This is a genomic window from Pseudomonas sp. 29, assembly GCF_002754355.1.
GTDB lineage: Bacteria > Pseudomonadota > Gammaproteobacteria > Pseudomonadales > Pseudomonadaceae > Aquipseudomonas > Aquipseudomonas neuropathica.
In genome coordinates this window covers 2,793,031-2,816,449 of sequence record NZ_PEEY01000001.1, presented here as the reverse complement: position 1 = coordinate 2,816,449, position 23,419 = coordinate 2,793,031, and the positions used below count along the sequence as shown (strand labels likewise).

Genomic DNA, 23,419 nt, shown 5'->3' with positions numbered 1-23,419 from the left:
AAGTTTCATCGCACTGTCATCCCCGCGCAGCCAAACCGTCATCCCTCCCGCCTATGGTGAAACTCCCGTAATCGCCTTGGGAGACTCGAAATGGCTCAGCCCTACGAAGAACGCAACAGCGCCGCGAAAACCCGTCGTCAGCAGGAAGACCAGCGCCGCATGGAGTTTCGCCGCGCTATCGAAGATCGCTTCGAACTTCGCCAGCTACAAGCCGAAATCGGCGATTTTCCCGAGATCAACCATTGGCAGGCAGCACCCGCAGCTTCCCGTCGAAGCGCTCAACCAACGCGCTGATCTGCACCCGTTCGCTGCGGATAAACGCCAGGAAGGCGTGTGCCACCGGTGACAAGCGTTTGGCCTTGGCTTGCACCAGACACCAGCTACGGAATAGCGGCAATTCCTCGACCGGCAACTCGACGAGGCCGCCGGTCGCCAGCTCCAGGTTCAGGGCGTGGCGCGTCAACAGCGCCAGGCCCAGACCCGCCTGAACACATTCACGCTGAGCTTCGGCCGAGGCCACTTCCTGAGTCTGGGTGAAGTGCACGCGTTTCTCTTTGAAGTACTCTTCGCAGGCCAGTCGTGTGCCCGAACCGGGCTCGCGGATCAGCAGCGTGTAGGGTTCCAGATCCTGCAACCGCAGCGGGCCCATGTGTGCCAGCGGGTGATCCGGGCGCGCCACGGCAACAATCGGGTTGTTGAGGAACGGCAGGAATTCCAGACCCATGTCCTGCGGCACCATCGACATGATCACCAGATCGTCGCGGTTGTCGGACAGCCTGCGAATCACCTGGCCACGGTTGACCACGGTCAGTTGCAGATTCACTTCCGGGTGCTGACGCTTGAACGCGGCGAACAGGTGCGGCACGAAGTATTTGGCGCTGGATTCCACCGCCAGCTTCAATTGGCCCTGCAGCGAACCCTGCATGTCGGACAGCTGCATATCGAGGTTTTCCAGACGCCCGAAGATGTCCCGGCTGGCGCGCTGAAGTGCTTCGGCGGCCTCGGTCATGTAGAGTTTTTTGCCGACATAATCGAATAATGGCTGGCCGATCAGCTCCTCGAGCTGACGAATCTGTAGGCTGACGGCCGGTTGTGTGAGCGACATTTCCTCGGCTGCGCGGCTGTAAGAGCGTAAATCACACACTTCATTGAAGATTTGCAACTGACGCAATGTCATACGCATCAATGACTTACGCATTTATTATAGGCTCTGATGGCAGGCTGATCGTTCAACTATAAGTCTTTACTTATGGCTAACCCAATTTTTATTCATTTTTGTTAATCCCTCATGAGCGCTAGTGTGGACCTGCGACTGAATTGAAACATTTGGTCACGCGTCGACCTGGGTCTAGCAGGTCGTGGTGCCACCGGCTCAAGGGAACCTCCAAGTGATAACAAAGATCCTGATCGCCAACCGTGGTGAGATTGCCGTACGAATCGTGCGAGCCTGCGCCGAAATGGGCATTCGCTCGGTTGCGATTTTTTCCGACGCCGACCGCCATGCGCTGCATGTGAAACGCGCGGACGAGGCCCACAGCATCGGTGCCGAGCCACTGGCGGGTTACCTGAACCCGCGCAAGCTGGTGAACCTGGCGGTTGAAACCGGCTGCGATGCGTTGCACCCCGGTTACGGTTTCCTTTCGGAAAATGCCGAGCTGGCAGACATCTGCGCCGAGCGCGGCATCAAATTCATTGGCCCGTCGGCGGAAGTCATTCGCCGCATGGGCGACAAGACCGAAGCCCGGCGCAGCATGATCAAGGCCGGTGTACCGGTGACGCCGGGCACCGAAGGTAATGTCGCCGACATCGAAGAAGCCTTGGCCGAGGGCGACCGCATCGGTTACCCGGTGATGCTCAAAGCCACTTCCGGTGGTGGCGGTCGCGGTATCCGTCGCTGCAACAGCCGCGAAGAACTCGAACAGAATTTCCCTCGGGTGATTTCCGAAGCGACCAAGGCCTTCGGTTCGGCCGAAGTGTTTCTGGAAAAATGCATCGTTAACCCCAAGCACATCGAAGCGCAGATTCTCGGCGACAGCTTCGGCAATGTCGTGCACCTGTTCGAGCGTGATTGCTCGATCCAGCGCCGCAACCAGAAACTCATCGAAATCGCCCCGAGTCCGCAACTGACCCCGGAACAGCGCGCCTACATCGGCGACCTGTCGGTGCGTGCGGCCAAGGCTGTCGGTTACGAGAACGCCGGTACCGTGGAGTTCCTGCTCGCCGAGGGCGAGGTGTACTTCATGGAGATGAATACCCGGGTGCAGGTGGAGCACACCATCACCGAAGAAATCACCGGGATCGACATCGTCCGCGAACAGATTCGCATCGCCTCTGGCCTGCCGTTGTCGGTGAAGCAGGAAGACATTCAGCACCGGGGTTTCGCGTTGCAGTTCCGCATCAACGCCGAAGACCCGAAGAACAACTTTCTGCCGAGCTTCGGCAAGATCACCCGTTATTACGCCCCCGGCGGACCGGGTGTGCGCACCGACACAGCGATCTATACCGGCTACACCATTCCGCCGTTCTACGATTCGATGTGCCTGAAGCTTGTGGTCTGGGCGCTGACCTGGGAAGAGGCGATGGACCGTGGCCTGCGTGCCCTCGACGACATGCGTCTGCAAGGTGTGAAGACCACCGCCGCGTACTACCAGGAAATCCTGCGCAACCCGGAATTCCGTAGCGGCCAGTTCAATACCAGCTTCGTTGAAAGTCACCCTGAACTGACCAACTACTCGATCAAGCGCAAACCCGAAGAGCTGGCCCTGGCCATCGCCGCCGCCATCGCCGCCCACGCAGGCCTGTGAGGAATACAACAATGTCCAAGAAGATCTTTGTCACCGATACCATCCTGCGCGACGCTCACCAATCGCTGCTCGCCACTCGCATGCGCACCGAAGACATGCTGCCGATCTGCGACAAGCTCGACAAAGTCGGCTACTGGTCGCTGGAGTGCTGGGGCGGCGCGACGTTCGACGCCTGCGTACGCTTCCTGAAAGAAGACCCTTGGGAGCGTCTGCGCCAACTGCGCGCGGCGTTGCCTAACACGCGCCTGCAGATGCTTCTGCGCGGGCAGAACCTGCTGGGCTACCGCCATTACAGCGACGACGTGGTTAAAGCCTTCGTCGCCAAAGCTGCGGTCAACGGCATCGACGTGTTCCGCATCTTCGATGCGATGAACGACGTGCGTAACCTGCGCGTGGCGATCGAAGCGGTGAAGGCTGCCGGCAAACACGCCCAAGGCACCATCGCTTACACCACCAGCCCGGTGCACACCATCGATGCGTTCGTCACTCAGGCCAAGCAGATGGAAGCCATGGGTTGCGACTCGGTGGCGATCAAGGACATGGCCGGCCTGCTGACTCCGTACGCCACTGGCGAACTGGTTCGTGCGTTGAAAGCCGAGCAATCGCTGCCGGTGTTCATCCACTCCCACGACACGGCCGGTCTGGCGACCATGTGCCAGCTCAAGGCGATCGAAAACGGCGCTGACCACATCGACACCGCGATCTCCAGCTTCGCTTCGGGCACCAGCCACCCAGGCACTGAGTCGATGGTCGCTGCACTCAAGGGCACCGAGTACGACACCGGCCTGAACCTCGAGCTGCTGCAAGAGATCGGTCTGTACTTCTACGCCGTGCGCAAAAAATACCACCAGTTCGAAAGCGAATTCACCGCCGTCGACACTCGTGTGCAGGTCAACCAAGTGCCGGGCGGGATGATCTCCAACCTTGCCAACCAGTTGAAAGAGCAGGGCGCCCTAAACCGCATGGCCGAAGTGCTGGCGGAAATCCCACGCGTGCGCGAGGACCTCGGCTTCCCGCCACTGGTGACCCCGACTTCGCAAATCGTCGGCACCCAGGCGTTCTTCAACGTGCTGGCCGGCGAGCGCTACAAGACCATCACCAACGAAGTGAAGCTGTACCTGCAGGGCGGTTACGGCAAAGCGCCGGGCGTGGTCGACGAGAAGCTGCGTCGCCAGGCGATCGGCAGCGAAGAAGTCATCGACGTGCGTCCGGCCGATCTGCTCAAGCCGGAAATGACCAAGTTGCGTGCTGATATCGGCGCCTTGGCCAAGTCCGAAGAAGACGTGCTGACCTTTGCGATGTTCCCGGACATCGGCCGCAAGTTCCTCGAAGAGCGTGCTGCCGGCACCCTGACCCCTGAAGTACTGCTGCCGATTCCGGAAGCGGGCGGTGTGACCAAGGCGGGCGGCGAAGGCGTGCCGACCGAGTTCGTCATCGACGTCCACGGCGAAACTTACCGCGTCGATATCACCGGCGTCGGTGTGAAGGCCGAAGGCAAGCGTCACTTCTACCTGTCCATCGACGGCATGCCGGAAGAAGTGGTGTTCGAACCGCTCAACGAATTTGTCAGTGGAGGCAGCAGCAAACGCAAGCAGGCGTCGGCACCGGGTCACGTCAGCACCACCATGCCGGGCAACATCGTCGATGTGCTGGTCAAGGAGGGCGATACCGTCAAGGCCGGCCAGGCTGTGCTGATCACCGAAGCGATGAAGATGGAAACCGAAGTCCAGGCAGCGATTGCCGGCAAGGTAACCGCCATTCATGTGGCCAAGGGTGATCGGGTCAATCCGGGTGAAATTCTGATCGAGATCGAAGGCTGAGATAACGGCCGCGATCCAACGTTTTAAACCTCGGGGGGGCATGTGCTCCCCTTTTTTTTCATCCGGAATTTGTCTGCATCACATGAGGCCTATGTGGGAGCGAGCCTGCTCGCGAAGAGGAGTGTCAGTCGATATTTATTCAACTGACCGATCGCATTCGCGAGCAGGCTCGCTCCCACAGTGACGATGTTCAATCCGTCAGAACGCCATGCGCCATTGGCCCATTACGCCATGAGTGCGGCTGTCAGTGGCCATTTCACCCGTGAGACCCACACCGACCGTGTGATTGGCAGACAGCCCGAGATCGAGGCCGGCATCCACCGACAGGCTGTTGCGATCCAGCGCGGCACCGGCAATTTCAAAGCGTTTGCCACCCTTGACCAGTTGCTGGCGGGTGTCGCTTTCGATCTCGCCAAGGGTGTGTTTCCAGCCGGCACTGAATCGCGGTGTCAGCGTCATGCCGTTGTCCAGCCGATTGATTTTCGCCGTGCGCAGGCCAAAGGTACTGCTGAGGTTGTCGCGGGTTTGTCCGAAGACTTTCAGCGCCGCATCCCCGCCGTTTTCGCGGTAGCTGTCGCGTTGATAGCGCTGATAGCCGACGCTGGCGAACGGTTCGAGCGTCGCGTTGTGCCGGCCGATGTTGACCGCCAGTTCGGCAAAGGCTTGTTGGGTGTTGGCGTCATAGTTGCCCTTGAGGCGATCGCTGAAGCCGTTGAAGGCCACGCGACGTTTACTGGCGCCGTCATGACTGGCGTAGGTCGCCCCGAGACGCAGCGAGAAGGGGCCGTCCTGACGTGCGGCGTAGGCACCGAGGTGCCAGCTGTCGAGGTCGCCATCGTATTGCCGGGCATCGAGTCTGGTCTGCGATTTACCGCCGACCAGGCCGACATGCCATTGCTCGTTGAGCCGCCAGTCGGCGCCCATGACCAGGCCTTGGGTAGCGTGTTTGAGGGTGCTGTCGAAGTTGCGGTCGACTTTGCCACCATGGCGAAGCGCCTGAATCCACACGCGCCCGGAATCGGCAGCGCCGGCGGCCTGACGCGGCGAGTTGCCGGAACTGTAGGCAGAACCGTAACGGCTGTTCAGTTGCTGCATGGCCGAAAGCATGCTCACGCTCACCGGAGTGATGCTGCTCAGCGTGGCTTTGGCGAGGTTTGCATTGCTGCCGGCGGCGAGTTGTTCGAGGGCGATGGGGGCAGCGGTTTTGTCGCTGGTCAGGAGTGCGGCGACTGCTGCGTTTGTGGGTTTTAGTGGCGCAGGGGCGGGCGGTTCGGCGGTCTCGTTAACTTGCGCAGTAAGAGGTTCGTCCGGCATTGGCGATGGGACGGACTCTGCAATGGGAGTCGGCGCTGAAGTCGGAACAGGAACAGAAATTGGAGCTGGTGCAGACGCCGTCAATGGCGTTGGTGTCGCTGATGGCGCAGGTGCTGTTGGATCGACAATGGCCTCGGCAGCGGCACGAGTGTTGGCTGTCGTGGCAGCGCTCGAAAGCGGCTTACCGTTACGGGCGTAAGTCAGCCCGACGGACTTTTTGTTGTATTGCGCAGTGGCTGTCATGAAGGCGAGGTCGCTAACGACCGTACCGAATTCGCCTTCTACCTTGCCCGCTTCGAGGATTTTGTACTGTCTGCTTTGCGGATATTCTCCCGGAGCCGCAACGACTTTCAGGGTGGCGCCTTCCAGCTTGGCGGTGCCATCAACCTTGATCGTTTGACTGCCACCAGGGGTGACCTCGTAAGCCAGTTCGGCGGTCGGGGACAAGCGCAAGTCGCCTTTCACGCGCGGGCTGCCTAGCACCTCATTGACGGTGAGCAGGCCGGCGACCTCCAGGCTTCCCACCACACCTTTACCGGCAAAGCTGCCACCGCTCTCGACATACACGTCGCCCTTAATGCTCCCCAGGTTGGTCAACGCGGTACCGCTGTTGACCAGCACGCCCTCCTTGAAGTCTCCCTTGGAACTCAGCGCCCAATCGCCCCGGCTGAGGAACAGGCCGTTGAAATTACGTGTGTCTTTCAGCTCGCCGCCTGCCGCTGCATCCAGGAACAGGACGTTATCTCCCCCGCCACCATCCAGCAGGCCGGTAAAGCTTGCGCCGTCCGTGAGCGTGATCAGATCGTTTACAGCGGTACCTTTAAACGTTTCTTCAGGGGTTTTAAAAGCGATGGGCACCGTACTTGGGTCGGTGAGAAATCCCTTCAGTCGCTCAAGCGCCATTTTTTTAGGGCTGGTTTCGGACAATTCAGTGACATCCGCTACTGCGGTTGAATCAGCGACTTCAGAGGGTTGCTGAGCGTTGGCAACCGCTACGCAACCCAGCGCCAGCGAAATGGCCAAAGCCAAGTGTTTTGGTTTGAATATGTGTTGAGTGGGCATCGGGTTGGGCCTTTCTTTGGAAGAAGACCCAACTCTATTGATGCCCCAAAAAATCCGATGTCGGCTGCTTCCCGCAGGCTTGCAGGCGACATCGCATCGTTTTGTAGAAAATGACCGCGAGATCCGCAACCAGGATTTTTACTCGGTTGCAGCGTTCCCTTTTCCTACAACCGTTCAAGACCCCGCCGGCTGTTCAACCCTCAAAAGCTCATCTGCCACTGCCCGATCAAACCGTGATTGCGGCTGTTGCTGCCGATCTCGCCGCTGTATCCCACGCCCAGCGTATGCCGCGCTGAAATCCCCACATCCAGCCCGGCCTCCAGCACCAGGCTGTCGCGATCCAGCGAGCTGCCATCGACACTGAACGCCGTGCCGCCAGTCACAAACGCCTGACGAGTCGAGCTGCTGACATCGCCATAGGTGTGTTTCCAGCCAGCGGCCATGCGCGGGGTCACGCTCATGCCGTTGTCCAGGCTGCTCAGGTGCGCCAGGCGCAGGCCGAAGGTGCTGCTGAAGTTGTCCTGAGTCTGGCTGTCGACTTGCAGCGCGGCGGCGCCACCTTTTTCCTTATAGCTGTCGCGGTGGTAGCGCTGATAACCGAGGCTGGCGAATGGTTCGGCGCTGAGGCGGCCGCTGCCCATGGCATAGCCGAGTTCGGCGAAGGCTTGCTGGCTATCGGCGTCGTAGTCGCCTTTCGGGCGGTCGCTGAAACCATTGAAGGCGATGGTGCGTTTGCTTTCGCCCTGATGGCCGCTGTACGCCGCGCCGAGGCGCAAAGCGATCGCGCCGTTCTGGTGCAGCGCGTAGACGCCGGCGTGCCAGCTCTCGACGTTGCCGTCGACGCCGGTCGCGTCCAGATCGGTTTTCGAATAGCCACCGAGTACGCCCAGCCGCCATGCTGGATTCAGCGACCAGTCGGCACCCAGCACGCTGCCCTTGGTGCGTTGTTCCAGACCACTGCTGCCATGTTCGCCATCGAGCTTGCCGTAGCCGCCGATGCCTTGCAGCCAGAGCCGCCCGCGAGCGTTCGGGTCATTCAGGTTGCGTGCTTCGGACGGCACGCCATTGGCCGCCAGCACGGGGGTGTCACGCTGATCGAGACCGACCAGCAGACCCGGGCTGGCGCCCATTTGCTGCATCGCCGAGAGCATGCTGCTGCCGACCTGACTGCTGGCGCCGAGGGTGGCGCTGGTCAGGTTGGCATTGCTGGCACCGGCCAGTTGCTCGATCGCCGCGCCGGCGCTGCTTTGGCTGGTATTGAGCAAGGCGTTGTACAAGGCGTTGTCTTTGCCGATTGAGGCGAGGCTGTTGGCGGCGTTTGTGCCGTTGCCAGTCGTGGCGAACTCATTGAACGCCACATCATTGCGGGTGTAGGTCAGATCGACTTGCGTGGGCGTGTAGGCGAGAGTCGGCGTCAGGAATGCGTAGTCGCTGCTGACCTTGCCGAAGGTGCCGTTGACCTGCGCCGCTTGCAGCACGGTGTAGTGGCTCTGCCAGGGATAGGTGCCGCTGCCGGGATTGACGGCGAGCGTTGCACCGTTGAGGTTGGCGATGCCGCCGACCTGTACCGGCGCGCTGCTGCCGTCGGCATTGACGCCGTAGGCGAGGGTGCCGGCGCTGCCCATGTTCAAGTCGTGAACGATGGTGGCGCGGCCGAGTCCGGTGTCCGTGCGTAGCGTGCCGTTGACGTTGAGATTGCCCACCGAACCGCCACCGGCATACACACCGCCAGCGTCGACGGTCAGGTTGCCAGTGATGCTGCCTTGGTTGATCAGGGTGGCGCCGTTGCGCACCGCGCCGCCGTCGCTGAAATCGCCACTGCCCGACAGCGTCCACGCGCCTTGCTTGACCTCCAGCCATTCGAAGTTGCGACTGGCGCCGAAGCTGCCACCGGCCGCGTCCTCCATCACCACGCGGTCGTAACCGCTGCCGCCATCCACCACGCCGACAAAGCGACTGCCATTGCGCAAGGTCAGGCTGTCGTTGCCGCTGCCCAGATCCAGCGCCAGGCCATTGCTGCCGCTGATCGTGCCGCCGTTGATGACGTTGTCGGCGAACTCACCGACGAACTTCACGCCAAAACCGTTGAGGCCTTGGATGGTGCCGAAGTTTTCCAGGGTGGTCGCCGCCAGCCCCGAACCGCCGCTGCCATCGTCGACCAGAATGGCGCTGTCGGCACCGCTGATCAACGCGTTGCTGGCGTTGAGTATGTAGCCACCACCGAGGGCAATACCTTCGCTGCCGTTGGCGAAACCGCCCTTGTCGACACCACCTGCACCGACGCCCTGAATGGTCCCGTAGTTTTCGATGTGGGCGATCTTGTCGATGTCCACGCCATCGCCGTCACCGTTCGCTTGCAAGCCTGAGTAAGCGCCAGTGATGGTGCCGTGGTTAATCACCGTGCCATCGCCGTCGGAACCGAAGCCGGAGCCATTGCGGCCAGTGACCTGCCCGTAGTTGATCAGCGTCGCGCCAAGGTCAGTAGTGATGCCATGCCGGCCGCCGGAAATCACTCCGTAGTTAGTCACGCTGACACCGCCTGCGGAATCGATATCGATGCCGTCGAATTTCTCGTCGGCATTGTGCGAATCACCGGTGGAAATCTCGCCGTAGTTGGTAATAGTCGCGTTGGCCCCGGTCTTCATGCCGTCGCTGGCGTCGCCGCGAATCAGCCCGCCGGCACGGTTGATGATGGTGGTTTTCACCCCGTCGCTGCGCAGCGCATCCAGATCCAGGCCTTGGCCGGTAGTGGAGCGAATCACACCGCTGTTGTCGATTAACAGGCTGCCGCTGACGAAGTTGCTGTCGATGCGCAAGGCGTCGTTGGCGCCGAGAATCTGCCCGCCGCTGCGGTTGTAGATCGTGTAGTTGCGCGCCTGGGTCAGGTCGCCGCTGCTGTCGATGGCCCGGCCACCGCTGGACACGATTTTGCCGGCGTTATCGATCACCACACCCGCACCACTGGTCTTGTCTTTCAGGCTCACGGCCTTGCCGCTGTTGGTGATGCTGCCCGGTGCGGAAATCGTCAACGTGTCGCTGCCACCCAGCGTTTGCGCTGCCGTGGTGGCGGTGTCGATCTGCACGGTTTTGCCGTGGGCTGCCGTGGCGGTGATCAACAGGGCAATGGCGAGAGACAGACGCTGGCGCGGGAACGGCATGGTCGGACGGCCTTTTTGTTATAAGCGGGCCGTCCTGTATAGCGAAGGGTTTTTACAGAATGATGTCTTTGAGGTGATGAGTCACTGATCGCGACGCACGTAAGCCTTGCCGTAATGCCGCTCCATGCGTGCCTGAATCAACTCCAGGCCAATCGACATCAGCCAGTAAATGATCGCCGCCGTCGTCAGCATTTCGATATAGCGGTAGCTTGAGCGCCCGTATGACTGGGCGAGAAACATCACTTCCCAGACCCCCATCACCGAGATCAGCGACGAGTCCTTAAGCATCGAGATGAACTGGTTGGTGGTGGGCGGGATGATCGTGCGCATGGCTTGCGGCAGGGTGATGCGCCAGAAAATCACCGTCTCGCGCATCCCCAATGCCAGCGAAGCTTCGCGCTGGCCGTGGTCGACGCCGAGAATGCCGGCACGAAAGATTTCGCTGAGATAGGCGCCGTAGTTCAACGACAGGGCAATGATGCCCGCGACGATGGCGCCAGGCACGATGCCCAGTTGCGGCAAGCCGAGGTAGATCAGCAGGATCTGGATGAGCAGTGGCGTGCCGCGAAAGAACGAGGTGTAGAAGCTGGCGATACCGAACGCCACGGCGCTTTTCGACAGGCGCGCCAATGCCGTGATGAAGCCCAGCAGGGACGAGGCGACAATCGAGCACATACACAGGAAAAGCGTCAGCGCCGCGCCTTGCAGAAAGCCATTGGGCGCCAGGTGCAAGCCGACCAGGTTGGGCAGTTTGTCGAGGATGATCGAGAACTTCAGGTCGAAGCTCAGGAAGAATCCGGCGAACAGGCAGAACAGCGCCGCCCATGTCAGGTACAGCCGCGTACGAAAACCGAACAGGCGTTGCAGGCGTGATTCAGCCACCGGTTGCGGCGGCTGTGGAGGTGTCGGGAAAGAGGTCATTGGCTGATATCAGCGCCGATCCATTTTTGTGACAGCTTGCTCAGGGTGCCGTCCTGCTTCAGTTGCGCGAAGACTTCACGCACCTTGGCGTCCCATTGCGCATCACCCTTTTCGATGGCCACCGAATTCGGCTCCGAGTACAGCGGCGCGCCGGCCAGTTTGAAGCGTTTGTCTTCGTTCAGGCGTGGCTGCGCGGTGACGAGGTTGGTGAGGATTGCATCCAGACGCACGCCGGCGCCCAGGCCCAAATCCTGGAAGGCAACGTTGTCGGTGTCGTACGGCGCGATCTGCACATCTTCGAACGGGTACTGCAACTGCTTGTCTTCGGCACCTTCGATGACCAGGTTCTTGTTCAGATAGCTTTCGTAACTGGACGCGCTGGTGAGGCCGACTTTTTTGCCACTCAGATCCTTGGCAGCGTGAATCCGATCATCCTTGGCGTTGACTACGATCACTGCGGGCGAGGCGTAGTACTCGACCGGGAAATCGAACACTTCGGCGCGGGCCTTGCTCGGTGTCATCGAGCAGATGCAGATATCGTAACGCCCGCTCCAGCGGCCGGCGGCAATGACGTCCCAGGACGGCGTTTCCAGTCGCAACTTCACGCCCAACTTGTCAGCCACGGCCTTGGCGACGTCCACATCGAAGCCATCAAGCTGATTCTGGTCATTGAGAAACGAGAACGGTGGATAGCTTTCCATCAGCACACCGACCAGCTCTTTTTTCTGCTCGATACGATCCAGCGTGGCGCCAGCAAAGGCTTGAGTGGAAGCGGCCAGAATCGTCAGGCCCAGGGCCAGTAGCGGTTTAAATTTCACAGTCGATCCCTGGGTAAAAAAGAGGTTGTTTTTAACGGAATGGTGCGTATTAAATAGTTATAAGAACGACTCTGATAGTGAGTTATTTTCATAAGCATATGAGTGAAAAGCATATGGGCGCAGGAAGCACGATTATTCTCGATGGCGGCATGGGCCGTGAGTTGCAGCGCGCCGGGGCGCCATTTCGTCAGCCGGAGTGGTCGGCGCTGGCGTTGAGCGAGGCGCCGCAAGCGGTTGAGGGGGTGCATGCCGCTTATATCGCCAGTGGCGCCAATGTGATTACCACCAACAGTTATGCCGTGGTGCCGTTCCATATTGGCGAAGAGCGTTTCGCCGCAGAAGGGCAGGCGCTGGCCGCGTTGGCCGGTGAGCTGGCGCGACGTGCGGTGCAGGCCTCGGGGAAATCCGTGCGGGTGGCCGGCTCATTGCCGCCGCTGTTCGGCTCTTATCGTCCGGATCTGTTCGAGGCCGCACGAGTGACCGAGTTGCTGGCGCCCTTGGTCAATGGTCTGGCCCCGCACGTTGATCTGTGGCTGGCGGAAACCCAAAGCTCGATCATCGAGGCGCGTGCCATTCACGCCGGGTTGCCGAAGGATGGCAAACCGTTCTGGTTGTCGTTCACCTTGAAGGACGAAGACACCGATGAAGTGCCGCGCCTGCGCTCGGGTGAGCCAGTCGCCGAGGCGGCTGCGGTGGCGGCTGAGTTGGGCGTCGAGACGTTGTTGTTCAATTGCAGTCAGCCGGAAGTGATCGGTGCCGCGATTGATGCCGCGCGTGACACCTTCGAGCGTCTGGGGGCGAAAATTCACCTTGGTGCCTATGCCAATGCGTTTCCGCCGCAGCCAAAAGAAGCTACGGCCAATGACGGACTTGATCCGCTGCGCGATGACCTGGATCCGCCGGGTTACTTGCACTGGGCGATTGACTGGCAGCAGCGCGGTGCGAGCCATTTGGGCGGTTGCTGCGGGATCGGGCCGGAGCACATTGCGGTGCTGGCGCAGAAACTGGAGTAGCCGCAGATCAAAAGATCGCAGCCTGCGGCCACTCCTGCATGGGATTTAAATTCACCGTGTAGGAGCTGCCGCAGGCTGCGATCTTTTGCTTTTCAGATAATCAGGAACGGCACTCGACCAAACCTTTCACCTGCCCGTCGGGCGTCTGATTTTCATCCGACAGCCACCGCTCGAAACCTGCCGCAATTGCCGACCACTCGCCATCCAGAATCGAGTACCACGCGGTATCACGATTCTGGCCCTTGACCACCATGTGCTGGCGGAACACCCCTTCGAAGCTGAAGCCCAGACGTTCGGCAGCGTATTTGGAGCGGGCGTTGCCGTTATTGCATTTCCATTCGAGGCGGCGGTAGCCGAGGTCGAAGGAATATTTGGCCAACAGGTACACCGCTTCGGTGCTTCTCGGCGAGCGCTGCATCGGCGCGCCGAAGGTGACGTGGCCGATTTCGATACGGCCCTGGGCCGGGACAATCGACATCAGGCTAAGGATGCCTTGTACCTGACCGCTGGCGCGATCGACGACGCTGAAGAAATACGGGTCGCTGGCGGCCGCGTGGTTGTTCAGCCAAGCGTCGAAAACGCTGCGTTCCGGGAACGGGCCGTAGGGCAAATAATCCCAGAGTTTCGGGTCGGCACCGGGGCCTTCGAGTGCGGCGAACAGTTGGTCACCGTGGCGCGCCGGGTCGAGTCTTTCCAGACGGATAAAACGCCCTTCAAGCAAGGTGGCGGTGGGGGCGGGGACGCCTTTCCAGTCAGCGAGTGAAGCGATCATGCGTGCGTCTCCTTAAAGGGCTTGGCGAAACTGGATGAAGCCCGGGCGTTCGGCGATACGCTCGTAGAGCTGGATCGCGGTGGCGTTGGTTTCGTGGGTCAACCAATGAACCTTGCAGCAGCCGTCAGCCTTGGCGGTGGCGTAGACGTGTTCGATCAACCGGCGGCCGACGCCGGTGCCCCGGGTCTGCGGAACCACCAGCAAGTCCTGCAGGTAGCAGGAGTTTTCGATGCTCCAGTTCGAACGATGATAGATGTAATGCACCATGCCTACCGCTTTACCGCCAGCCCAGGCGAGGGCGGCGTGGGTCGGTTCGTTCGGGTCGAGAAAGCGCTGCCAGGTGCTGTGCGTCACAGCGTCCGGCAGTTCGGTGTTGTAGAAACGCAGGTAGGCCTGCCATAGCGGCAGCCAGGCGGCGTGGTCGTCGGCGCTGACCGGGCGAATGTCGATCTGACTCATGGGGGATTTCCTTAGCGCATCAATCGGGCGAGGGTTTGATCATTGATGTCCGGGCTGGCGGCCAGGCCTTCGCGGACGCCGGCAATGTCTTCGGCGCTGCGGTTCTGGCTGAGCTTGCGCTTGCCTTCGAGACGGTCGATGGGAATGGCGAAACCGACAATCGCCTTGAGCATGCCGTCGATGTAATCGGCGGGCGCGTCGGCGACTGACCACGGCTGGGCGCGGCCGGCCTCATGCCGGTCGGTGAGGGTGCTGACAATGTCGAGCAGGCGTCCGCCATCGCTGAAGGTTTCGGCGTGGCCATAAGCGTGCACGGCGATGTAGTTCCAGGTCGGCACGACTTTGCCGTGTTCGGCCTTGCTCGGGTAAAAGCCCGGGCTGACGTAGGCATCGGCGCCGGCGAAGATCAGCATGGCTTCGGCGCCGTCGCGCAGGTCTTTCCACTGTGGGTTGGCGCGGGCCAGGTGCCCGTAGAGCGTGCCGTACTCGCCCTGTTCGCAATGCAGCAGTACCGGCACATGGCTGGCCTGCAAGCCGCTTTCGCCATGGCTCACCAGAATGGCGAGGCGGGTGGCGAGAATCAGTTCGTGCAGTTGGGACAATTCTTCGATGGCAAAGGCGCGTGGCGTGTACATGGGCAGATTTTCCTTGGCGAATGCCAGCATCCTAGGCAGGCTATTGGTCTGTTGTAAGAGCCATTGATGACCAATTTCATAGGTCCATTGCCATGCCCGATTCGCCGCTGTTATCCATGCCGTTCAACCCTGCCGGGATCGAGCTTGATCGCCGCCAGGGTTTGAGTCGTCAGCTGTATCAGGCGTTGCGCCTGCGGGTACTGGACGGGCGACTGGCGAGCGGCACGCGGTTGCCGGCCAGTCGCGATCTGGCGGCGGCGTTGGGGATTTCCCGCAACAGCGTGGTGCGCGCCTACGATCAACTGTATGCCGAAGGCTTTATCGAAGGGCGGGTAGGCGATGGCACCTACGTCGCACAATTGATGCCGGTAGCGAGCCCTGCGAAAAAATTATCCACAAAAGTATCCACAGGGTTTTCAACAGGCTTACCCACAGCCTTATCCACAAATTGGCTGGATTTACCTGTAATTTCATCCAGTAAAGTTATCCACAGCGATAGTTTTTCGCGCATCGAAAAGAACCATTTGGCCCGGCCACCGAGTGGTCCGCCACGAGCCTTTCGGGTCGGTGTACCGGCGTTTGATCTGTTCCCGTTCGAGGTGTGGGCCAAGCTGAATGCGGCTTTCTGGCGCAAACCGGATCTGGAGCAACTGTGCTATGGCGATCCGTCCGGCGATGCGCGCCTGCGTGCAATGATCGCTGCCTATTTGCGCAGTTCGCGCGGCATGCAGTGCTCGCCTGAGCAAATTGTGATCACCAGCGGCGCACAGCAAGGCATTAGTCTTTGTGCACAGCTGCTGGTGGAGCCGGGCGACGGTGTGGCGATCGAGAATCCGGGTTACCGCGCGGCCGGTCATGCGTTCGCGGTGGCAGGAGGTCGTTTGCACGGGATTGCCGTGGACGAGGAGGGCATGGACTGCTCGGCGTTGTCGGCCACCGGGGACTGTCGGGTAGCGTATGTCACGCCCTCTCATCAGTACCCGACAGGCGTGGTGATGAGTCTTGCGCGGCGCCTCGAACTGCTCGCCTGGGCCGAGCGCGACCAAGGCTGGATCGTCGAGGACGACTACGATGGCGAATACCGCTACACCGGTGCGCCGCTGGCGCCGTTGGCGGCACTTGATCGACAGGGACGAGTGCTGTATGTCGGCACTTTCGGCAAGGTTGCCTTTCCGGCATTGCGCCTCGGTTATCTGGTGCTGCCGCCGGCGCTGGTCGATGCCTTCTCGCAACGCCGCGCGGTGGATGTCCGCCATTCCGAGGTCAGTACCCAAGCGGTGATGGCCGAGTTCATGGCGGCCGGGCACTTCCAGCGGCATATCCGGCGCATGCGCCGCGCCGCCCTTAGCCGTCGCAACACCTTGCTCGACGGTTGGCCGACCGCCATTGCCGGTGTTGGAGATTTGCCCGCCGTTTCCGCCGGGCTGCACCTGACCGTGGCCGTAACAAGCATCGAACGCGAGCAGCAGTTGATTGCGCAGGCAGCAGGCGTTGACGTGGAGATCAACGGCTTGAGCAGTTACTGGCTGCCGGACTCCACTACACCGCTGGACCAGCGCGCCGGGCTGGTCCTGGGCTTTGCCGCCGTCCCTGAACCTGACATTACAGCGGCACTGAAGCGCTTGCGGCAGGTTTGGCAGGCGTGAAGAACAGATGCTCGGCTGACTGTCGTGAAATCTCGCTGCGATGGATTTCGAGGAGCTGCGAACTGGTGGGATCGCTCGGCTCGTGGGAACCGCCGATGTGTCGTTGCGCGACTGTTTTCATATGCCCGGCGGTAAACGAAGCGACGGGAGCGTCGACACTGCTGTAGTGGAAGTGTGCGTAACACAGCACCTTGCCGGTGTGGGCATCGCGTACTTCGTATTCGTCGAGAAAACCCCTCGAGTGGCCTTTGAGCCGGCGACGGGTAATGGTTTTGGAAACCGTTACTTCACCTTTTTCTTTGAGCCACTGCACCCCCGCCGCAGTCGGTGGTTGTTGTTTGACCAGTCCGATGCGAATGCTGGTGCCTTTTTCGTCAAGGGCGTTAGCGGCCTCGTCAAGCTTGTGGCTGATTTCTTCGGTCGGCTTTTTGAAGTCTGCGGTCAGATTACTGGCGGTCAATGCTTCATCAATCGCCGCATTGGCTTCGCGCAAGACAGCGGCATGCTTGTGGTATTCCTCCTCGACCTCGACAGGTATCCGCCGCCCTCGTTTGAGGTGAGCTTCGATACGTTGGTGGAATGCAGCCAGGCCGTCGATCAGCGCCTGGCCGGCACGGCTGCTGGCACTCACGGATGAATGGGCCTTGGGTTGGCGGGTCTTTGCCGTGCGCTGTTCTACCCAGACACCGGGCGATTCTTCCTGGAATGTGGCGATGACACCCGTCAGGGTGGTTCGTACTTCCACCTGGTCGGATTTTTGCCCCTTGATGCGTTTTTTTCGATTGCCGACTACCGTGCCTCTGGATTGGGTTTTGATGATCTGGCGCGTTGATGATCTCGCCTTCGAAGGCCCCGGTGTCGGTCCCAGCAAGTGCTTGAAGTGCAGCAACTCGGCCAGTTTTACATCCGTGCGCGCCCTGAACCCGTTTACCCGTTTACGCACATGCTGCAGTCGCTCAGTGTTGATGTGTTCGGGGTAGTCGATGAGCAGATCACCAAAGCGCTGATCGATGGCGGAAAACTGTTCGGCCACATTGCTCAGGACATCGATGCGTTCGCGCAGGTTGTCGAGGCTTTCATCCTCGGTCAGATTCAGCGTGCTCTGGATACTCAACGCGGCGTCTTCGATGAGACTGGCGAGTGCCTGATAGGCATTGGCGGCGTCCGCTGTCGTACCGGCCTTGATGCAAATTTCCTGGCCAAGACTGATCTGCAAAAGCTTGAGGTCGTTCAGATCATATTTCGGCAATGCCTTGCGACAGGTTGGAATAATTTTGACGGCATCTTTTCCCAACAACATCAGTTCGTCAAAACGGCTATTGGCCAACTCTGTTTTTTCAATGATGGCCTGGGTCTGGAGGGTCATTCTTTCAAAGGTCTGAACAAACGCCTGCGCGATGAATCCGGCTTCATCGGCAAGCATTGTCTGCATGGCCTTCAGGTCAGTCTGAAATACGGCGGAATGCAGGTCGAGCCATTCCTGCCCGAGAAACAGCTGCATTTGCAGTCGCTCAATCATGACGGTCCGGTAGTTCGGAATCGGCTCTTTCTGATTCAACGCCTTGATCTGTTCAATATTCGCGCCGTACGCCTTGAGCTGTGCGTCTAGCGTTGCCAGATAGTGCTCGCGTGCCGGTCCTCGTGCTTGCCCGACCGCATCGTTGAAGGCTTTGTGGTCAGCATCACGCTGAATCTGCTTGGCTTTCATCGTTACGTCGAACGCACTGATTTCGGCAGTCAGTTGCCTGGCGTCCATTTTGCTCACGTCCTGAACGGCCTCAAGTGCGCTGTCGAGTCCGCCGCCTCGCAGGCGCAAGCGAAGGTCGACCACCCATTGGCCGTTGGCCGTGCGGGTCAGTTGCGGCCCGTTGCGTGGCGGTTGCTGGCGCGAGTCGATGATCTGCACCTCGGCGTGCTCATTGAGCATGACTTCGAACCAGCGCTGGCCTACGGGAGCGAACCACTGTTGTTGGCGGGGATAAAGATGCCTGTGTGTGCCCTCGGTGGCGGCATCGCCGATGCCTTTGGGTTTGGCGATCTGAAAACTGTCGAGCAGCGCTGCGAGTGCGACCGGGGATCGTTTCAGCGCCGTGAAGGGGTTGACCACCATCTCATGCGCAATGGGCAGTGCAGTGCTGGAGACGTCCGGCAACTGCAACGGTTTGCTGACGACGAGTTCGGTGGTGACGGTGGCGGTGGGTTCTTCCTGCGGGATCGACTCGCTGAATGGCTTGTCGCCGACCGCTGCGCGATGGGCGAGCACCATGCCCAAGGCCAGGAGAATGTCGGTGAGGGCTGTCCAGGCAAGCTTGCCGGATTGCTCATTGGCCTCGTCGCTGATCTCTTGCAGGTCGTCCATGATCTGCCAGATCCACGCTGCCGTGCCGACGCTGCGCCCGAGGAATGGCAAAGCCGCGTTGAACAGCATCCAGCCGCCGTGTTTGAGCGTTGCCCAGCGTGCTTCTGCATCAGAGACCGATTGCCGATCGGCCTGGGTGATGACAGCCTGCACGTTGCTGTTATGCAGGGTCGCCAGTACATCGTGTTCAATCGTTGCGGTCGCCAGCGCAACGGGGCCGGACATGTCGAGGGCGGTGAAGGGGTTCACCAGCAATTGCGGGATGGTCCAGACTGAAGGCAATCGGGCGGTGAAGACGAACTGGCTGTACTTGAAGCGCACATCGTCCGGCAACCAGGCCAGGACCGATTCGCGCAGCTCCTGTGAGTGCTGGATCTCGTAAAACAGGTTGGCGTGTGAGGGAAATTGCATCAGTGCCGTTTCGAACAGTGGTCGATAAAGCAGGCACGGCCCTTTGTCCGCCTCGCGCGGGCCGATGACGAACATGTTGTTGACGATGTCGGCCTGTGATCGACTGCGATGGGCCACGAACCCCAGCGGGCGAATGACGATTTCATCGCGATCGACATGACGCTCATCGCCGGTGTTTGCCAGCGCGGCAACCACATAGCGGTAACCCTGTTCAGTGATGCCGGTCTTGCCCTGTATTTTGTGCTGCAACGCCAGCAGCGGCAGCTCGATGGGCAACTGGCTGGCATAAAGTGCTTGCACTGCCGACGCCTGCTCATTGTTGTCAATCAGCAGGTTTTGCAGGTACGCCGGGTAGGTCTGGCCGATATCGACGCTGCTGACCAGTTGTTGCAGGTAGCTTGCGGTCATCCACTCAGGCAACACGCCGCCATCCTTGTAACGTACGGTTTTGTTGCCGGCTGGCTGCCCCGCGAGGTTCTGCAGCGCGAGTTCAATGAGCGACAGCGTCTTGGTCTGCGTGTTACCCGGCAAGACAAATGTGCCCCAGACCACCAGGCTGGTGATGCTGATCTCGATGTCATCGATCCTCACCTCGCCGGCTTGCGGATGATCCTTGGCTATCTGTTGTTTCAGGGCATCACGGGTGAACGCTTGCAGGCTGATGACTTCGCTTTGAAATGATTTTCCCTTGTTCGTGTGCTGCACCATCGTCAGATCCAGCAGATGCCGGCTGTAACGGGTTTGATCGGCGGGAGAGGCGCTGTCGAGCCATTCTGGCAGCATCGGACGCAGGCGAGCGATATGAGGTTTGAGGCGCGGTGTCGGCTCTCGCGGATTGCCGACAGTCCCGGTGTGCGGATATAGCTCGCTGGAACTCGAACCCTGAAAATAATTGATCGCGCCCAGCGCCTCGGCTTCCAGGGCGACCAGTGTGCAGGCTTGATAGTCGAAGAAATGGCCCTGTGGTTCGACCAGTCGCCATTTCAACCCGGCACCGGAGGCACCTTGCCAATAACGACGCGGCAGGGCTTCGCCGAGTTTTTCCAGCGATTGAAAACTCTCGAAGCCCTGCAGCACCGAGTGGGTCATGATCAAGGTGCGCTTGTCGTCGGTGCCGATCAGTACCGCGGTCTCGAGCAGGGTCACATGCTTCTGCTCGTCACCCTCGCCACGGTCAAGATCAATCAGGCAGGCGCGGGTCTTGTATTTGTCGGTGGGCAGTCGCTGGTGTTTGTCCGGGTATTTATAAAGCGCTTCGGCCATGGCTCGCTGGTCGGCATCCCAGCCAGGGTTCGCGTCGACCTTCCACAAATTGCGCAGGGCCTGTGACATCTGCTGCCAGCGCGGCTGTCCTGGGTAGGTGAAATCATCCCAGTAATTGACCTGGTGTTCCTTGTAGGCGATGAACAGCAACGGTGCCAGCTCATTGAGCAGCTTACCGATCGCGCTGATTTTCACCGGCAGCTGGATGGCGGACGGCAGGTCGGGCTGCAAGGTCAGATAATGCTCACCGTCGAGATACGCCACAGTCGTGCCGGAGAGGCCCAGGCGTACCAGGGTGTCGGTCAGCGATTCGATCAGGTGGCGACCCGGGACGACCCGATCATCTTCAATGACCCAGGTCGGTCTTACGACCATGGCCAGCTGCGGGTCGAGATCGAGGTCGGGATACAGCGTCCTGAGCGCGGGGCGCAGCGTTTTCGACGCAACTTCTCGCAGTGAAGGGCCGGTCACCAGTTGAGTCACGACATCGACGGCGCTGGGCGAGGGGATTTCGGGCATGGGCAACTCCTGCTCTGATGGGCGCGCCCAAGGGCGGCGGTTCCGGGCAAGGTAGCGGCGAGCGGCGGCGCACGTGCGGTACATACATATTGCGGGCAAAAAAAGACCCGCCTGGGCGGGTCTGGTGTTTACGGTTGCGACGGGAATCTGGTTATCGTTCGAAGCCTTCCAGTACGTTCACCGCGTTGATGCCGATTTCCTCCACAGCGTAACCGCCCTCCATGACGAACAATGTCGGTTTGCCGAGTGCAGCGATGCGCTTGCCCATCGCCAGGTAATCGGGGCTGTCGAGTTTGAACTGCGAAATCGGGTCATCCTTGAAGGTGTCGACGCCGAGCGATACGACAATGACGTCGGCGCCGTAGCGATCGATCTCATCGCAGGCCTGATCCAGCGCCGCACTCCACACGTCCCAGCCGGAGCCTGCGGGCAGCGGGTAGTTGAAGTTGAAGCCTTCACCGGCACCTTCGCCACGCTCATCGTCGTAGCCGAGGAAAAACGGAAATTCTGCTTCCGGGTGGCCGTGGATCGAGGTGAACAGCACGTCGCTGCGCGCGTAGAAAATCGATTGCGTGCCGTTGCCGTGGTGATAGTCGACGTCGAGGATCGCGACCTTCTTGTGGCCCTGATCGAGGAACGCCTGCGCGGCGATCGCAGCATTATTGAGGTAGCAATAACCCCCCATCAAGTCGCTGGCAGCGTGGTGTCCCGGTGGCCGGCACAACGCGAAGGCAGCGCGCGCGCCACGCTGGATTTCTGCTTGCGCGGTCAGGGCCACTTGCGCCGCGCTGTACGCCGCTTGCCAGGTGCCGGCGGTGATCGGTGCGCCGCCATCGAAGCTGTAATAGCCGAGCTGGCCGTGCAGGCTGGTCGGTTTGATTGCACGCAGAGTGCGCGCCGGCCAGGTGTAGGGCAGCAGATCGCCGTCGGTATTGAATTCAGTCCAGCGCGCCCACGCGCCTTTGAAAAAGTCGAGGTAGTCACGGCTGTGGATACGGGCGATCGGCTCCAGACCGAAATCCTTCGGCGCTTCGACCGGGCCGAGGTTCTGGTTTTTAACGCGCTGCAGCACATGGTCGGCACGCGACGGCATCTCGAAGCACGGCTTCAGTTGGCCATCGATGAGTTCGCAGCGGCCATGGTGCAGGTGGTGATCGTCCGAGTAGATCGTCAGCATTTGTTGTTCTCCGCAGGGCTGATTCGGTTGCTCCCAGTGTTGCGGTGTGTGGCGAATCGGAGAACGGCAGGAAAGGCCAAAAGGGGATGGATATGGCCAAAAACACTGACCGAAATTCGCCCCCTCAGGCCCGGAATTGACTCGGCGCCACGCCGCTCCACCGCACGAAGGCATGACGAAAGCTCGCAGTCTCACTGAAGCCAAGGGTCTCGGCGATGCGGTAGATCGGCAGATGATCCTCACACAACATCTGCTTGGCTCGCTCGAAGCGCAGTTCATCGAGCAATTCCTGATAGCTGCAGCCCATGTCCTTGAGATGCCGGCGCAGAGTGCGTGGCGAGCACTTCATTTGTTGCGCGAGACCTTCCAGCCCCGGCGCGGCGTTCAGTTGGGCGCTGAGCAACTGGCGGATGCGCCCGAGCCACGCTTGGCGTCCGGTGAACTCAAGGTTCTGCTTGCGGCAGCGTTCGGCCATGGCTTGATGGGTGATGGCATCGGCCAGCGGCAGCGGTTGATCGAGCCAGTGACGGTCGAAGGCGAAGGCGTTGTCCTTGGCGGCGAAGTGCAGCGGGCTGTCGAAGTGCTCGGCATAACTGTCACGGTAATCCGGTGCGGCGTGTTCGAAGCGCGTGGCGAGCAAGGGCAGCGGATGCCCGAGCAGGTCATCACAAATGACTTTCAGCGACACCAGGCAGAACTCGGCATTGAACACCGCCATCGCCGGGCTCTCGCGATAATCGGCAGCGACGAACCAGACGCGTTCGCCATCGTCCTCCAGACTGAGTTCGAAAAGTGTTCCCAACAGCGCCGGATAACGAATCGCCAGACGCAAAGCGTCACCGAAGGTGGCACAGGTCAGCAAGGCATAGCCAAGGATGCCGTAGCAGGAAACGTGCATGCGCCGGCCCAGCTCCAGACCGATATCGTGCTTAAGCGCGACCGCATTGGCGCAGACCTGCATCTCTTGATTGGTGGTGATGCGCGTGTCGGCCCGGCTGAGATCCGCCGCACTGATGCCGCTGCCGGCCAGCAACGCTTCGCTCGACAGGCCTTCGGCTTTGAAGGTGTTGAGGATTAGCGAGACGGCGTTGAGGGTGGTGAGGTGGGAGTGGAGCATAAGATCTTCCAGCCTTGAGATGGCTGGAATGCAGCAAGTTGCATGCCGCAGCAGCCCCTCACCCCAGCCCTCTCCCAAAGGTAGAGGGGGCCGATTGGGGGATATTGGCGAGATGCACCGACGTGATACATCTCTGCCGAATCCACAATCG

16 protein-coding genes are annotated in these 23,419 nt (G+C 60.4%); 5 read left to right on the top strand and 11 right to left on the bottom strand.

Going from position 1 to position 23,419, the window contains the following annotated elements:
- Positions 1–90: 90 nt before the first annotated feature.
- Positions 91–294, top strand: a complete 204-nt coding sequence (locus CLU80_RS13160; RefSeq protein ID WP_093429603.1) for a PA3496 family putative envelope integrity protein — start codon at positions 91–93, stop codon at positions 292–294.
- Here the strand turns inward: CLU80_RS13160 and CLU80_RS13155 are convergent.
- Positions 236–1,198 carry a LysR family transcriptional regulator gene (locus CLU80_RS13155; protein WP_093429604.1) on the bottom strand — a complete coding sequence of 321 codons (963 nt, stop codon included), beginning with the start codon at positions 1,196–1,198 and terminating at the stop codon, positions 236–238. The genes CLU80_RS13160 and CLU80_RS13155 overlap by 59 nt on opposite strands.
- A 190-nt stretch (positions 1,199–1,388) precedes the next feature.
- On the opposite strand from CLU80_RS13155, the gene CLU80_RS13150 reads away from it, so the two are divergent.
- Together CLU80_RS13150 and oadA are read left to right on the top strand one after the other, a co-directional pair.
- Positions 1,389–2,804: an acetyl-CoA carboxylase biotin carboxylase subunit gene (locus CLU80_RS13150; RefSeq protein WP_025112637.1), complete on the top strand. Its 1,416-nt coding sequence runs from the start codon at positions 1,389–1,391 to the stop codon at positions 2,802–2,804.
- A gap of 11 nt (positions 2,805–2,815) precedes the next feature.
- The gene (gene oadA, locus CLU80_RS13145; RefSeq protein ID WP_099757556.1) at positions 2,816–4,624 is read left to right on the top strand and encodes a sodium-extruding oxaloacetate decarboxylase subunit alpha; all 1,809 of its coding nucleotides are present in this window, start codon (positions 2,816–2,818) and stop codon (positions 4,622–4,624) included.
- 198 nt (positions 4,625–4,822) lie between these two features.
- Here the strand turns inward: oadA and CLU80_RS13140 are convergent, their stop codons facing one another.
- The 4 genes from CLU80_RS13140 to CLU80_RS13125 all read right to left on the bottom strand — a co-directional run bounded on the left by CLU80_RS13140 (position 4,823) and on the right by CLU80_RS13125 (position 11,897).
- The gene (locus tag CLU80_RS13140) at positions 4,823–7,000 is read right to left on the bottom strand and encodes an autotransporter domain-containing protein (RefSeq protein WP_099757555.1); all 2,178 of its coding nucleotides are present in this window, start codon (positions 6,998–7,000) and stop codon (positions 4,823–4,825) included.
- Between the two features lie 200 nt (positions 7,001–7,200).
- Entirely contained in the window at positions 7,201–10,158 is a 2,958-nt protein-coding gene (locus tag CLU80_RS13135; RefSeq protein WP_099757554.1) for an autotransporter outer membrane beta-barrel domain-containing protein, read from the bottom strand.
- Positions 10,159–10,239: 81 nt separating this feature from the next.
- Positions 10,240–11,079 carry an amino acid ABC transporter permease gene (locus tag CLU80_RS13130; protein WP_099757553.1) on the bottom strand — a complete coding sequence of 280 codons (840 nt, stop codon included), beginning with the start codon at positions 11,077–11,079 and terminating at the stop codon, positions 10,240–10,242.
- Complete coding sequence (locus CLU80_RS13125; RefSeq protein ID WP_099757552.1) at positions 11,076–11,897, bottom strand: ABC transporter substrate-binding protein; 822 nt, start codon at positions 11,895–11,897, stop codon at positions 11,076–11,078. The genes CLU80_RS13130 and CLU80_RS13125 overlap by 4 nt, the downstream gene beginning before the upstream one ends.
- A 113-nt stretch (positions 11,898–12,010) precedes the next feature.
- Here CLU80_RS13125 and CLU80_RS13120 point away from each other — a divergent pair, with 113 nt between their 5' ends.
- Positions 12,011–12,910, top strand: coding sequence for a homocysteine S-methyltransferase family protein (locus CLU80_RS13120; RefSeq protein WP_093429610.1), 900 nt, complete (start codon positions 12,011–12,013; stop codon positions 12,908–12,910).
- Positions 12,911–13,010: 100 nt separating this feature from the next.
- On the opposite strand, the gene CLU80_RS13115 is transcribed toward CLU80_RS13120, so the two are convergent.
- Genes CLU80_RS13115 through CLU80_RS13105 form a run of 3 tightly spaced genes read right to left on the bottom strand, consistent with a single transcriptional unit; the run spans position 13,011 to position 14,776 of the window.
- Positions 13,011–13,682 (bottom strand): GNAT family N-acetyltransferase, encoded by a 672-nt coding sequence (locus tag CLU80_RS13115; RefSeq protein ID WP_099757551.1) that lies wholly within the window; start codon positions 13,680–13,682, stop codon positions 13,011–13,013.
- 12 nt (positions 13,683–13,694) lie between these two features.
- Positions 13,695–14,141, bottom strand: coding sequence for a GNAT family N-acetyltransferase (locus CLU80_RS13110; RefSeq protein ID WP_099757550.1), 447 nt, complete (start codon positions 14,139–14,141; stop codon positions 13,695–13,697).
- Between the two features lie 11 nt (positions 14,142–14,152).
- The gene (locus tag CLU80_RS13105; protein ID WP_093429613.1) at positions 14,153–14,776 is read right to left on the bottom strand and encodes an FMN-binding negative transcriptional regulator; all 624 of its coding nucleotides are present in this window, start codon (positions 14,774–14,776) and stop codon (positions 14,153–14,155) included.
- A gap of 92 nt (positions 14,777–14,868) precedes the next feature.
- Here CLU80_RS13105 and pdxR point away from each other — a divergent pair, with 92 nt between their 5' ends.
- Positions 14,869–16,422, top strand: coding sequence for a MocR-like pyridoxine biosynthesis transcription factor PdxR (gene pdxR / locus CLU80_RS13100; protein ID WP_093429614.1), 1,554 nt, complete (start codon positions 14,869–14,871; stop codon positions 16,420–16,422).
- Here the strand turns inward: pdxR and CLU80_RS13095 are convergent.
- From CLU80_RS13095 to CLU80_RS13085, 3 genes are all read right to left on the bottom strand, one after another.
- Complete coding sequence (locus tag CLU80_RS13095) at positions 16,379–20,974, bottom strand: dermonecrotic toxin domain-containing protein (RefSeq protein ID WP_099757549.1); 4,596 nt, start codon at positions 20,972–20,974, stop codon at positions 16,379–16,381. The two genes, pdxR and CLU80_RS13095, sit on opposite strands and share 44 nt — an antisense overlap.
- A 151-nt stretch (positions 20,975–21,125) precedes the next feature.
- The gene (locus CLU80_RS13090) at positions 21,126–22,151 is read right to left on the bottom strand and encodes a histone deacetylase family protein (RefSeq protein ID WP_099757548.1); all 1,026 of its coding nucleotides are present in this window, start codon (positions 22,149–22,151) and stop codon (positions 21,126–21,128) included.
- A gap of 124 nt (positions 22,152–22,275) precedes the next feature.
- Positions 22,276–23,268, bottom strand: a complete 993-nt coding sequence (locus CLU80_RS13085; RefSeq protein ID WP_099757547.1) for an AraC family transcriptional regulator — start codon at positions 23,266–23,268, stop codon at positions 22,276–22,278.
- Between the last annotated feature and the right edge of the window lie 151 nt (positions 23,269–23,419).